At 70.2% G+C, this 12,775-nt stretch carries 11 protein-coding genes; 3 read left to right on the top strand and 8 right to left on the bottom strand.

Features of this window, described 5'->3' with window-relative positions; genetic code table 11:
* The first annotated feature begins 110 nt into the window (after positions 1 to 110).
* The gene (locus VHW64_RS10830; protein ID WP_329650564.1) at positions 111 to 1,130 is read left to right on the top strand and encodes a GNAT family N-acetyltransferase; all 1,020 of its coding nucleotides are present in this window, start codon (positions 111 to 113) and stop codon (positions 1,128 to 1,130) included.
* Positions 1,131 to 1,162: 32 nt separating this feature from the next.
* A complete protein-coding gene (locus tag VHW64_RS10825) occupies positions 1,163 to 2,170 on the top strand; it encodes a GNAT family N-acetyltransferase (protein WP_329650563.1) in 1,008 nt (335 codons plus the stop codon).
* Between the two features lie 329 nt (positions 2,171 to 2,499).
* Here the strand turns inward: VHW64_RS10825 and xylB are convergent, their stop codons facing one another.
* From xylB to VHW64_RS10785, 8 genes are all read right to left on the bottom strand, one after another.
* A complete protein-coding gene (xylB, locus tag VHW64_RS10820) occupies positions 2,500 to 3,909 on the bottom strand; it encodes a xylulokinase (RefSeq protein WP_329650562.1) in 1,410 nt (469 codons plus the stop codon).
* Entirely contained in the window at positions 3,906 to 4,940 is a 1,035-nt protein-coding gene (locus tag VHW64_RS10815) for a Gfo/Idh/MocA family oxidoreductase (protein ID WP_329650561.1), read from the bottom strand. The genes xylB and VHW64_RS10815 overlap by 4 nt, the downstream gene beginning before the upstream one ends.
* On the bottom strand, positions 4,937 to 5,938 hold the full coding sequence (locus tag VHW64_RS10810; protein ID WP_329650560.1) for a Gfo/Idh/MocA family oxidoreductase: 1,002 nt from the start codon (positions 5,936 to 5,938) through the stop codon (positions 4,937 to 4,939). Before VHW64_RS10810 ends, VHW64_RS10815 begins: the two co-directional genes overlap by 4 nt.
* Positions 5,931 to 7,169: a hypothetical protein gene (locus VHW64_RS10805; RefSeq protein ID WP_329650559.1), complete on the bottom strand. Its 1,239-nt coding sequence runs from the start codon at positions 7,167 to 7,169 to the stop codon at positions 5,931 to 5,933. The genes VHW64_RS10810 and VHW64_RS10805 overlap by 8 nt, the downstream gene beginning before the upstream one ends.
* 2 nt (positions 7,170 to 7,171) lie before the next feature.
* Positions 7,172 to 8,176 (bottom strand): carbohydrate ABC transporter permease, encoded by a 1,005-nt coding sequence (locus VHW64_RS10800; protein WP_329650558.1) that lies wholly within the window; start codon positions 8,174 to 8,176, stop codon positions 7,172 to 7,174.
* A complete protein-coding gene (locus VHW64_RS10795) occupies positions 8,173 to 9,135 on the bottom strand; it encodes a sugar ABC transporter permease (RefSeq protein ID WP_329650557.1) in 963 nt (320 codons plus the stop codon). Before VHW64_RS10795 ends, VHW64_RS10800 begins: the two co-directional genes overlap by 4 nt.
* A 137-nt stretch (positions 9,136 to 9,272) precedes the next feature.
* Positions 9,273 to 10,589: a sugar ABC transporter substrate-binding protein gene (locus VHW64_RS10790; RefSeq protein WP_329650556.1), complete on the bottom strand. Its 1,317-nt coding sequence runs from the start codon at positions 10,587 to 10,589 to the stop codon at positions 9,273 to 9,275.
* 127 nt (positions 10,590 to 10,716) lie between these two features.
* Positions 10,717 to 11,583 carry an AraC family transcriptional regulator gene (locus tag VHW64_RS10785; RefSeq protein WP_329650555.1) on the bottom strand — a complete coding sequence of 289 codons (867 nt, stop codon included), beginning with the start codon at positions 11,581 to 11,583 and terminating at the stop codon, positions 10,717 to 10,719.
* Between the two features lie 124 nt (positions 11,584 to 11,707).
* On the opposite strand from VHW64_RS10785, the gene VHW64_RS10780 reads away from it, so the two are divergent.
* Positions 11,708 to 12,772, top strand: coding sequence for a LacI family DNA-binding transcriptional regulator (locus VHW64_RS10780; protein WP_329650554.1), 1,065 nt, complete (start codon positions 11,708 to 11,710; stop codon positions 12,770 to 12,772).
* Positions 12,773 to 12,775: the final 3 nt, after the last annotated feature.

Raw genomic sequence — 12,775 nt, 5'->3', positions numbered from 1 at the left:
CTAACCCGAACACGTGTTCGATGCCGCGCCCGACACGCCGGGCAGGGTCCCGGGCAGGATCTTGGACAGAGTCTCTTGCGGTCCCGCCCTGGTCTGGGCACTGTGACCCCGTGACCGAGCTGGTGATCCGGCCCGTCGACGCGCAGGATCCCCCTGACGTCGACGCCTTCGTCTCGGTCTACGGCGCCGCCGAGCGGGCGGCCGATCCCGAGGCCCGGCTGGCCACCAGCGCCGACGCGACCGCGATGCTCGGCTCGCAGGACATGTCGTTCTTCCTCGAGGGCTACGGCGCCTTCGCCGACGACCGGCTGCTGGCCGTCTCGATGACCTCCGGTGGCCGGCGCGACAACCTCACGCTCGCGCAGATCCAGGTGTGGGTCCATCCCGACCACCGACGACGCGGCGTCGGGACCACCCTGGCCGACGCGATCGAGACGCTCCTGCATCGCGACGGACGGACCGTGCTCCGCACGCAGCTCCGGGCAGGTCCCGGTCACGTCGGCAACCAGCGGTTCGCCGAGTCCCGCGGCTACGCCGTCGTCCTGAGCGTCGTCGAGCGCCGGCTCCGACTGCCGGTGGACATCGCCCTGCTCGACCGGCTGGCCGCCGAGGCTGCCCGGCGGCACCAGGGCTACGACGTGCGCGTCGTCGTCGGTCCCTTCCCGGCAGACCTGCGCGCGTCGTACGTCGCGCTGCGCAACATGCTCATCGCCGAGGCCCCCAGCGGCGGGCTCGAGCTGGAGGAGGCCGGCGAGACTGTCGAGAACCTCGTGGCCGAGGAGGCGAGGCTGGAGGCCGCGGGCCGGGTCTCGGTGGCCGCCTTCGCCGTGCACGTCGACCAGGTCGTCGCCTACACCGAGGCACAGCTGCCGGCGGGAGCCCACCACGTCGACCAGCTCGGCACCCTGGTCCATCCCGCCCATCGCGGACGCGCGCTCGGAACGGCCGTCAAGTGCGCCCAGCTGCGAGCCGTCGGCGAGGGCTTCCCGGAGCGCGCATACATCGCCACGGCCAATGCCGAGGTCAACGAGCACATGGTCGCGATCAACCTCGCCCTCGGCTTCGAGGTCCACCAGGTGTGGATGGAGCTCGAGAAGCGCCTCGAGCCCCCGGGCTCGCAAATCGGTTGATCCCTCGGCAGGGACTCGAGACCGTGTGAGCCGTGTCCCCGATCTCGATCCGGCGCCTCGACCACGGCGAAGGCGCCGACATGGACGGCTTCCAGGAGGTCTACGTCGCCGCCGAGCTCGCCGAGGACCCCGTCGCGGCGCTCTACTCCCGCGAGGACGGCATCTCCATCCTCAGCGGCACCGACAGCGGCAGGAGCGCGGCGGCGTACGGGGCCTTCGCCGGCGACCGCATGGTCGGCGAGCTCATGGTGAGCCTGCCCCTGCTCGACAACCTCGACTCGGCCCGGGTGTGGATCTGGGTCGACCCCGCCCACCAGCGCCGCGGCATCGGGACCAAGCTCGCGGCGGTCGGCCACGCCGAGGTCCGGGACGCGGGTCGGCACGTGTGCCAGGCGACGGGCCGGATCGGGACCGACCGCGACAACGGCAACGTGCGGTTCGCGCGGTCGCTCGGCTACGACGTCGCCAACACCGAGATCGAGCGCCGTCTCGCTCTGCCGTTCGACAGCGACAGACTCGACCGGCTCGAGGCGGAGGCCGCACCACGCCATCACGACTACCTCCTGCGCACGGTGGTCGGGCCCGTGCCCGCGGAGCTCGCCGCGTCGTACGTCGCCCTGAAGAACCAGCTGATCGTCGAGGCACCGAGCGGTGAGATGGAGGTCGAGGCCGGGCAGGACACGGTGGCCGAGCTCGCCGCCCAGGACCGGGAGCTGGTGTCTGCCGGTCGCACCCGGGTGGCGGCGTACGCCCTGGACGCCGCGGGCACCGTCGTGGCCTACTCCGTGGCCGCGACGTCGAACGACAGCCACGCCCACGTCGACCAGTGGGGCACCCTGGTCGACCCGGCCCACCGCGGCCACCGGCTCGGGACGGCGGTGAAGTGCGGCGTGCTGCGGGCCCTGTCGGACGGCTTCCCCGGCAAGCGGTACGTCGAGACGACCAACGCCGAGACCAACCGGCACATGGTCGCGATCAACGAGGCGCTGGGGTTCGAGGTGTCGCAGGTCTGGGGCGACTTCCAGCGCCGGCTCGGCTGACCCGGTCGAGGCTCGGACCACGCACGAACGGCGGGCGAACGGCGGGCGGATCACGCCGTGCTGCGACGATGCCCGCCGGGCACGCACTGACCGGCGGGCATCGATGTCCGGCTCTCTGACCAGACGCCACCCGTTGGAGCATGGGGTGTGTCCACGGGTGTCTTTGCCCCTTCGCGCTGGGGCTCTCTGAACGTACAAAAAGACGTGCCTCACGCTCGTCCCCAGAATGAGGGTCTTTACCTTCGAGTTCTGCCGGAGGTCACACGAATCGGGTACAAGACGACATGAGCTCGGCCTGACGAGGGCGCCCGGCACAGCGCCACAGGGGGTCAGGGCCGATCGAGGACCCACTCCTGGGCCTGCTGGTATCGCTCCCGGACGGCCGGCACGCCGGGGCTGTCGTAGACGGTGACGGAGCCCGCGAGCCACTCCGGCGGCTCCTCGGTCCCCCCTGCCACCCAGGCGGCCTGCCGGGCCGCCCCCAGCGCGACGTACTCCCCCGGCTGTGGGACATGAACAGGACATCCCAGGATCTGCGGGGCGATCCGACGGACAGCCTCAGAGGCCGCTCCCCCGCCGATCAGGAGCACCCGCGACACGACCGCGCCCTGGCCGCGCAGCGCGTCCAGTCCGGTCGCCAGGCCGCAGAGCAGGCCTTCGACCGCGGCCCTCGCCAGGTTGGACGCCGTGGCGTTGGCGAGGGTGAGTCCGTGAACCGCTCCGGTGGCCGCCGGCCGGTCCGGGGTTCGCTCGCCCTCCAGGTACGGCACCAGCACCAGCCCACCGGCCCCCGGCGGCGCGGTGAGCGCCAGGTCGGACAGTTCGACGTGGTCCACGCCCAGGATGCGCGCGGTGGCGTCGAGCACGCGTGCGGCGTTCAGGGTCGCGACCAGAGGCAGATGACGTCCTGTGGCGTCGGCGAACCCGGCCACGATCCCGCTCGCGTCCGCGGCGGGCACGGCCGAGACGGCGGTCACGACCCCGGAGGTGCCGATCGAGACGACGACATCGCCCTCCGTGGCTGCGAGCCCGAGCGCGGCAGCGGCGTTGTCGCCCGCGCCAGGACCGAGGAGCGCGCCACCCGGGAGCATCCCAGCGGGCTCGCGCGGGCCCAGCACCAGCGGAAGAACGGCGTCCCTCCCGAGCGCCAGCCGGAGCAGGTCGGTCCGATAGGACTCAGTCGCGGCGGACCAGTAGCCGGTTCCGCTCGCGTCGCTGCGGTCGGTCCGGAGCGCATCGAGCCCCTGGTGTCGCCCGAGCCGCCAGGTGAGCCAGTCGTGCGGTAGGCACACCGCTGCGGTACGGGAGGCGTTCTCCGGCTCGTGCTCGGCCAGCCACCGCAGCTTGGTGACGGTGAACGACGCCACCGGCACGAGGCCGACCGCCTCCGCCCAGGCGCGGCTGCCCCCGAGCTCGGCGGTCAGCTCGGCGGCGGCCGTCGCTGAGCGCGTGTCGTTCCACAGCAGGGCCGGGCGGACGACGGCGCTCCCATCGTCCAGGCACACCATGCCGTGCTGCTGACCCGCGACCGCGACGGCCGCCACGTCATCGAGGCCGCCGGCCGCTGACACGGCCTCGGCGAGCGCCGCGTCCCATGCGGCGGGCGCCACCTCCGTGCCGTCGGGATGAGGCGCGCGACCCTGCCGCACGACGCGCCCGGTGTCGGCGTCGACCAGGATGACCTTGCACGACTGCGTCGAGGAGTCGACCCCGGCGACCAGACGCTTGGACGACGTCATGACGGGCCACCCCCCACGACGACCGGGCGGGCACCGTCGGCGGCGGAGGCGTAGCCGGCGAGCGCCACCTCGAGCGCGCGCAGACCGTCCTCGCCGGTGGCGCTGGGCGAGACGGGACGACCCAGACGGACCGACTCGCAGAAGGCATCGAGCATGGCGATGTCGGGATCCTCCGCGAAGCCCGCGAGGCGCAGGCCCGCACCGAGACGAGGGCTGACGACCTGCACGGACTCCGCGAGGTCGTCGAGGTCGATCGATCCCCTGGTCCCGACCAGGTGGAGGGAGAAGTCGTAGTCCCAGGGGTTGCCGGCCGGCACCGACCAGCTGGGGTCCAGGGCGACGACAGTCCCGTCGTCGAGCACCAGGGAGAGCAGTGCACAGTCCTCGACGTCTGTGTCCCACAGCAGCGTGCCGGTCTCCGCCGCGACCCGGCGCACCTCGCGACCGGTGAGGTGACGCACGAGATCGGTCAGGTGGACGGAATGGTCGATCAGCGCCCCGCCCCCGGACTCCTCGACGGTCGTGATCCACGCGGGGTAGTGCGGAGGGAGCGGCGGCCGCCCTCGGTTCACGAGCCGCATGCCGACGACGTCACCGAGCGAGCCGGCGTCGAGAGCGGCCTTGGCGGTCCGGACGTGAGGCAGGAACCGTGAGACGAAGGCGAGGTGGAGCTGGACCCCGGCCTCGTGGCAGGCCGCGAGCATGGTCGAGGCGTCGCGCAGGGAGGTGGCGATCGGCTTCTCGCAAAGCACGTGGAGACCCGCGGCCGCTGCCTGTTCGACGTGCTCGCGATGACGCGACGTAGCGCTGCACACGACGACCGCCTCGAGGTCGCCGTCCCGCAGCAGCGTCGGCAGGTCGTCGGTCCACGTCGCACCGAAGTCGTCGGCCACGGAGCGGCCGAGCGCAGGGTCCTCGTCGTAGACGGCGACCAGTCGAGCCCGCGCGGACGCGGACAGGGCGCGGGCGTAGGCCCAGGCATGGGGGCGATGGGCACAGCCCAGGATCGCCACGCGCACGGGCCCCGTCACGATCCCTCCCACGAGGTCAGGTCGACCGGCTCCCCGGCGCGCAGTGAGTGCAGGGCGGCCAGCGCCGTGCGGGTCGCGGCCACGCCGTCGGCGACAGGGACCGGGGAGGGCCCGCCGGAGCGCACTGCCTCGACGAAGGCAGCGATCTCGCGGGTGTAGCCGCGCTCCCCCAGTGGGTCGAGCCAGATGACGTCGCCCTGGTCGAGATAGATGGCACCGCCGTTGAGCGAGTCGTAGTCCCACGAGATCCGTCCATCGGTGCCGACGATCTCCACGACCGCCTTGAAGCCACGAGCGACCGGATGGGCCCAGCTGGTCTCGACCTGGCCCATCGCACCGCTGGCGAAGCGGACGGTGGCCAAGGCGTACGTCGAGGGACCCGCGGGGCTGTCGGCCGCCACCGCATGGACGCGGACGGCCGGACTGCCGATCACCCACGCGAGGTAGTCGAAGCTGTGGGCCGACAGGTCAAGCAGTGGTCCCCCGGACTCCTCGGCACGGGCCAGCCACCCTCCCTCGCTCCATCCGGGAAACGAGGTCGTCATGGAGTGCGTCGCCATCGCGACGTCGCCGACGTGACCATCCGCCACGAGGTCGCGCGCCATCCGGTGGTCGGGCTCGAACCGGCTCACGTGTCCGATCATGACCACCGTGTCCGCGGCCTCGGCGGCGCTCTGGATCCGGACGGCGTCGGCCAAGGTCCGGGCAACCGGCTTCTCGCAGAGCACATGGCACCCGGCCGCCAGGGCCTCGAGGGTCACGTCGGCGTGACGTGCCGGAGGCGTGCACACGCTGACCACGTCGACCCCCCTGCTCAGCACCTCGTCGAGATCGGCACAGGCGGCCGCGCCCACCGTGCTCGCGAGCTGCTCGGCCTTCGTCACGTGCGGGTCGGCCACCGCCACCACGACGACGTCCGGGATGCGCGTGTAGGCGCGGACGTGACAACCCGCGATCAGGCCGGCACCGACGACACCGACGCGGAGGGCGTCAGCCACGAGCGGCCTCGGGCGTGGTGAGACCGGTCGCCGCACCGAGCGAGGGAACCTCGTCGTGCAGGTCGGGCCCGAACAGGGCGAACACGACGAGCGGCTCCACCCCTGTGCAGCGGACCTGGTGCGGATGCGTCGCCGTCTGGTGGGAGATGACGAGCTCGTCGAGTCCGGGGTCCGCCCCACGCACCTCGTGGCCGGCGACCTCGCCCTGGCCGGACCACACGAACACCGAGTACACCCCGGGCTCGACGACCGAGACACTGGCGCCCGGCTCCACGGTGAGGCGCTTGCCGCAGAACTTCTCAGTGCCGTAGAAGACCCAGTGCTCCTCGACGCGCCCAGCCGGGACGGGGCCGATGTCTCGGGGGCTCGTCGGCAGCGGCCTGAGGTGGTGGTTCTCGTAGAAGTACGTGTCGGTGTTCTGCGCCCAGTCGACGAAGCGCAAGGGGAACCTCTCGCCCTCGTTCCGACGGTCCTCGGGACGGACATCCTTGAACAGCAGCTCCTTGCTGATGACGGCGCCCGCGTTGAGCGCTTGGAACATCGACAGCACGTCGGAGTCCTCCTGGAGCTCCAGGGTCAAGGCCGTCCCGGGAGCGTGGAGGACCCCGGACGGGATAAGGAAGCCCTCGCCCGGCACCTGGAGCTCGGCCCTGGAGTGGCGCAGGATCAGGTCGCTGTCCCAGTCCTCCAGGTACGGCAGGAGCACGTCGTGCGCTGCCTGGTTCCCGATCCAGGGGTGGAGGCCGAGGAACGACTCGGGATGGGCCCCGCGATCGGTGGGCAGGAAGTGGTAGGCCTCGTCCTTCGCGTGGGCTCCGACCAAGGAGGCGTACTCCTGCGGCGGGTGGACGTGGAACGGCAGTCGGTAGGCGTAGTCGAAGATCTTGGCGAGCCGGCCCAGCCCGTCCGGGTGCGCCGCGGCGTACTCCTGACCCATGAGAAGGTCCGGGGCGTGAGCCACCGCGTCGGCGAGGAGCAGCGGACCGTCGCCGGTGACGATGCCGCTGAGGCCCTCGTCCGGGGGGCCGACCCGGTTGTCCGCCCGGGTTGTCGAGGCGAGCCAGCGTTCGCAGATCGCGCCGCGCTCCCCCACGTCGTAGGCGTCCTCGGGGAGCCCGAGGCGGCGTCCCGGAGGCAGGAAGTCACGGGCCACGAACGCCGGCTCGAGTCGGAGCACACCACCGTCGTCACCGAGCAGGGCAGCCACCCGGTCGCGAACCGACGAGGCCACGCCTAGCCCTTGAGCCCGCTGAGGGCGATGCCCTTGATGAACCGGCGCTGGAAGATGGCGAAGATCAGCACCATCGGCAGTGTCGATATCACCGATCCCGCGAACAGCAGGTTCCACGACGTCTCGTTCTTGACGACGAAGAGTGCCAGTCCCAGCGGGGCGGTGTAGCGATCCGGGCTCGAGATGATGATCAACGGCCACAGGAAGTCCTCCCACGCCGCCTGGAACGTGAAGATCGCCGATGCCGCGAGGGCAGGCCCGCACAGGGGGATCACGATCGACCAGAAGATCCGGAACTCGCTGGCGCCGTCGATGCGGGCCGCTTGCAGCAGGTCGTCCGGGATGCTCTGCATGTACTGGCGCAGCAGGAAGATCCCGAACGCGCTGACCGTCCCGGGCATGATCAGGCCCCAGTAGGAGTCCAGCCACCCGTGACCGCCGTTGCCGAGGAAGTCGTTGCCCCCGAAGAACGGGATGTGCTTGGTGATGATGTAGTTGGGAATCAGCGTGACCTGGCCCGGGACCATCATCGTGGCCAGGAAGATCATGAAGATGATGTTGCGCCCGGGGAACTCCCGCTTCGCGAAGACATAGGCGGCAAGGGCGTTGAAGAAGGTCTGGAGGACCGTCACCGACGTGGCGACGAACGCGCTGTTGGCGAACCACCGCCAGTCGCCCGTCCCTTGCCCCCGCTGGGCGGTCGTGAGGTGACCGAGGTTGAGGAACTGCCGGTAGCCCGTGGCGGTCGCGTGGTGCGGGATCCAGTGCGGGGAGACCGAGAAGATCTCGCTCAGGCTCTGGAACGAGGCACTCACCAGCCAGGCGAACGGCGCCAGGAACACGATGGCGCCGGCCACCAGGACGAGGTAGACCAGCCATCGCGCCCAGCCCCACTCGGCCGTCTGGCCGCGGCGCCGCCGTTCACGTCCCGAGCCGGGGCGTCGCCGGTTCCCGGGAGCCTCGAGAACGGCCGCGGACTCGTGCTCGGTCTCGCCGTACGCCGTCACAGGTCCGCCCTCCGGTAGAGGCGCAGCTGCACCAGGGTCACGACGAAGAGCAGCGCGAAGAGCCCGAACGCCAGCGTGCTGGCATAGCCGAACTGGTAGAACTTGAACGCTGCCTGGTAGATGAAGAACACCATCGTGGTCGTCTTGTCGACGGGTCCGCCGTTGGTCATGATGAAGATCTGGGTGAACACCTGGAACGAGCCGATGATCCCCATCACGAGCAAGAACAGCGTCGTCGGACGGAGCATCGGGATCGTGATGTGGATCAGCCGCTTGAGCGGCCCGGCCCCGTCGATCTTCGCCGCTTCGTACAGCTCGTCCGGGATGGCCTGGAGGCCGGCGAGGTAGACCACCATCGAGAACCCGGTGCTCATCCACACTGTCATCAGGATTACCGCGGGCATGGCGAGGTTCTCACTGGACAGCCACAGCAGCGGCTGGTCGATCAGGTGCACCCTGAGCAGGTAGTAGTTGAAGAGTCCGAAGTCGCCGTTGTAGAGCCACTTCCACAGGATCGAGGCGGCGACCAGGGGCGTGACCACCGGAAGGTAGTAGAGCGTCCGGAACAACCCACGGAACTTGATCGGCAGGTTCAGCAGCAGGGCCAGCGCCAGGCCCACCAGCATGCCGAGCGGAACGGAGCCACCGGTGTAGTACACCGTGTTGAGGATCGACTGGCGATAGTCCTTGTCGTGGACCATGTCCCGGTAGTTTTGGAGCCCGACGTAGGGCTTGTAGGGCTGGATGGCATCCCACTCGTGGAACGTCAGGTAGAACGCGAAGACGAGAGCCGCCACGGTGAAGACGGAGAACACGATCAGTCCGGGCGCGAGGAACACGTAGGCCGACCACTCCCGGCGCGCCCGGCGAGCCGTCCTGCGCAGACTCCGCCTCCGCTTCGGCTTCGTCGGCTTGGCGTTCCGGGCGCGTCCCCGGGTCAGCGCTCCTGTGATCGCCACGTCCTCACTCTCCCGATCGTGCCCGTCGTCCTGCCCGTGGTGGTCGGATCCGGCGCTACCGCACGACGACCCGGGCCGGCGTGCCGGTCCGGGCCGTCATACGCCGAGTCGCCTTCGTCAGCGTGCTCCTCTCGAGCTCAGTGAGCCAGGATCTGCTCGGCCTTGTCCTTGGAGTTGGCGAGAGCCTGGTCCGCCGTCTGCTGCCCGTAGAACGCCTTGCCCAGCTCGGTGTTCAGCTGCTGCTCGATCTGCGGGAACTTCGGGTTCGACACGGTGCTCGCCACTCCACAGGACATGAGCTGCGCGAAGCCCTTGAGCACGGGCTTGGTCTTGGCCAGGTCCGGGGAGTCGAGAAGGGACTTCAACGGCGGGAGCTCGGTGCCGTTCGGGGACTTGTAGGTCCACAGCGCGAGGTTCGACGGCTTCTCGAGGTACTCGATCCACAACCAGGCGGCGTCGGGGTGGGGGCTGTCGGCGAGGAGCACCAGGGAGTCGCCCGCGATCGTCGTCTTGCACCCCGCGGGGCCGCTCGGGAGCGGAGCCGTGGCCCAGTCGTCGTCGATCTTCGGGTCCTCGGAGTGCAGCGTCCCGGCCAGCCACGAGCCGGCCATGTACATCGCCACCTGGCCCTGCTCGAACGCGACGCGTCCGTCGTAGGAGTTGGAGTTCAGGTAGTCCTTCGGCGAGTACTTGGCGAGGTTGACGTAGAAGTTCGCGGCCGTCTGCGCCTGGGAGCTGTCGAACGTGATGTCCTTGCCGTCGGCGCTGAGCAGGTCGCCACCGGCCTGGTACAGCCAGGGGTACCAGTAGTAGGCGGCCTCGGGGGCGAAGACCTCGTAGCCGTACTGCTTCGCGGCCGGATCGGTGAGCTTCTGGACGTCGGTCATGAACTCGTCCCAGGTCTTGGGCGGCCCGTCGATTCCGGCCTGCTTGAAGCGGTCGGTCCGGTAGAAGAGTCCGGTGGACTCGCCGTCGATCGGCAGGCCCCACAGGTGTCCGTCGTAGGTGACGAAGGTCTTGAACGCGTCGACGATGTCGTCAGGCTTCACCACGCTGCTGCGGCTGATGTAGTTGTCCAGGTTGACCAGCGCCTGCCGGGATGCGAAGTCCGAGGTGTTGCTGGCGTCGATGTAGGCGACGTCAGGCGGGTTGCCGCCAGCGATCTGCGTGGTCAGCTTCTGGGCCGCGTTGTCGGCGCTGACGTTCTGAAACTGGATGGTGATGTTCGGGTGGAGCTTGTGGAAGTTCGCGGCCATCTTCTTCATCGTCGGGTCGCTGCCAACCCAGGACGAGAAGGTGACCGTGGTCGGCGACGTCGGGTCCTTGACCGGACCCTGCCCCGTCCCAGCGTTCGTGCTCGGCTTGTGGCCGCTCCCGCACGCGGCGACCAGCGCACTGGCCAGGGCGACCGCGACGACGACACGTGCATTGCTGGAGACTCGGTGACTAACCATGGCTGGCCCCTTGGATCGAGCGCGTCTGGATGTGAGCGACGCAACATGCAAATCGATTGGCTTCCGGCAGCATCGTCTGTGGCGTTTCGGGTTGTCAAGAGCCGTTGCACCCCGGCTATGCCCTCGTTCACCTCGTCCGAGCGTCCGGGTGGACACCACGCACGCCCACCCGGGAGGGGGGGACCCCGAACTCCTGGCGGAATGCGCGGCCGAAGTAGGAGGGGTCGCCGAACCCGGCTGCCAGGCCCACCTCGGTGACTCCGAGCCGGGTCGACTCCAGCAGCGCTCGCGCGAACCGCAGCCGGCGCCGCTTCAGGTAGGACTGGAAGGAGTCACCGGTCGTACGCCGGAACTGCTCGCTGAACCAGTGCGGCGACAGATGGGCAACGGCGGCGACCTGCCCCAACGTGAGCGGCTCGCGAAAGTGCTGCTCGACGTACCGCACCGCTCGTCGAAGATGGATGGACCCGCCCTGGTCGTCCTCCTCGCGCTCGGTGTCGGCGTCGCCGCAGGACCGGGCCAGGCCCACCAGGGCGGCGGTGAGCGCAGACTCGACCACCAGCTCCCACCCCGGCTCGCGACGGGCCACCTCCCGACGCACGGCCCCGATCGCCGCCCGGACCGGCGCCAGCTCGCCGGCGTGCCAGGGCAGACCCGGATCGCCGGTCCGAACCGTCTCCAGTGTGGGCTCGACCAGCTCCGGATGGAGCACCGCGTTGACCATGAGGAGGGATGTGCGAGCCTCCAGGGCATGGAAGTCGGCCGGCGACAACAGGAAGGCGTCGCCGGGTCCCAGGTCGTGGGCACCGCCGTTGACCACGTGCGAGCCGCACCCCTCGAGCACGACGCCGAGCTCGTAGTAGTCGTGCCAGTGGACCTCGACGGAGGTCAGCTCGGGGACCTGGACGGCGAAGCGCCGGGGCCGTCGACGCGGACCCGTGGAGTCGGCCGCGACCAGCGCATCGATCCCGAAGCGCTCGACATCGGCCCACATAGCAAACCCCAAATCGATTTGTCGCCCGGCGGCTCGCTACGATACAACCCCGTCGGCCGGTCGGGAGATCGGTCGGGTCGACTCCGGGGCCTCGAGCGGAGGGGCCTGACGAAACGGCGAGGACATGGCGGCGAAACGAACGCTCAGCCCCGGCGCCGCGCCTGCCCACGGCGCCGCCCGCCTGCCCGAGCAGAGCCGGGTCACGATCAACCAGGTGGCCGCCCTCGCGGGCGTGAGCCCGACGACCGTGTCCCACGTGCTGTCCGGCAAGCGCCTCGTCGCGGAGGACACGCGCGGCGCAGTGCGTGAGGCCATCCGCACCCTCGGCTACCGGCCAAACCACGTCGCCCGCTCGCTGCGCACCAGACGGTCGCACATGATCGCGATCATCGTGCCGGACATCACCAACCCGTTCTACAGCGTGCTCACCCGCGGGGTCGCCGACGCCCTCGACGGCCAGGACTACGGCACCTACGTGTGCAACACCGACGGGATTCTCGACCGGGAGGCGACGTTCCTCGACGACGTCCTCGACCGCGGGGCGGACGGGATCGTGCTGGCCGCCATCGACGCCGCGTCCGCGGGCGCGCTCAAGCCCGCGGACATGGGAGTCCCGGTCGTGTGCGTCGGTCGCGGGCTGGACCATCCGCGGATCGACGTCGTGACCATCGACGACGAGAGCGGGTCCTACGAGGCGACCCGGCACCTGCTCGCACGCGACCCCGATCGGATCGCGATGATCCAGGGCCCGAGCCCGTACGGCGCCCAGCGCGTCAGCGGGTTCACCAGAGCCGTTGCCGACGCCGACCGCACCATCGACCCGGCCTACATGGTCACCGGCGACTGGACGAGGCACGGCGGGTCGGAGGCGATGCACACCATCCTGACCGCGCGGCCGGGCAAGACGCCGGATGCGGTGTTCTGCGCCAACGACCTGATGGCCATCGGAGCGATCGACGCTCTGCGCGACGCCGGGCTGACGGTGCCCGGCGACGTCGCTGTCGCGGGCTTCGATGACGTCGACGCCGCCACCATCGTCCATCCGCCGCTGACGACCGTGCTGAACCCGGCCTACGACATCGGCGTCAGCGCCGGCAGGCTGCTGGTGAGCAGGCTGTCCGGCGAGTACGACGGGGAAGGGCGTGAGGTGCCCCTCCCCTGTCCCCTGGTCGTCCGCGCATCCGGCTGACCC

The organism is Nocardioides sp., assembly GCF_036267815.1.
GTDB lineage: Bacteria > Actinomycetota > Actinomycetes > Propionibacteriales > Nocardioidaceae > Nocardioides.
Note: the sequence above shows the minus strand (reverse complement) of the source record. Positions and strands in the feature narration are given on the sequence as shown.

Excerpts from the sequence above, each read along its gene's own strand:
- xylB (WP_329650562.1), bottom strand. The coding sequence starts at position 3,909 with ATGACGTCGTCCAAGCGTCTGGTCGCCGGGGTCGACTCCTCGACGCAG.
- VHW64_RS10790 (WP_329650556.1), bottom strand. The coding sequence starts at position 10,589 with ATGGTTAGTCACCGAGTCTCCAGCAATGCACGTGTCGTCGTCGCGGTC.
- VHW64_RS10785 (WP_329650555.1), bottom strand. The coding sequence starts at position 11,583 with ATGTGGGCCGATGTCGAGCGCTTCGGGATCGATGCGCTGGTCGCGGCC.
- VHW64_RS10780 (WP_329650554.1), top strand. The coding sequence starts at position 11,708 with ATGGCGGCGAAACGAACGCTCAGCCCCGGCGCCGCGCCTGCCCACGGC.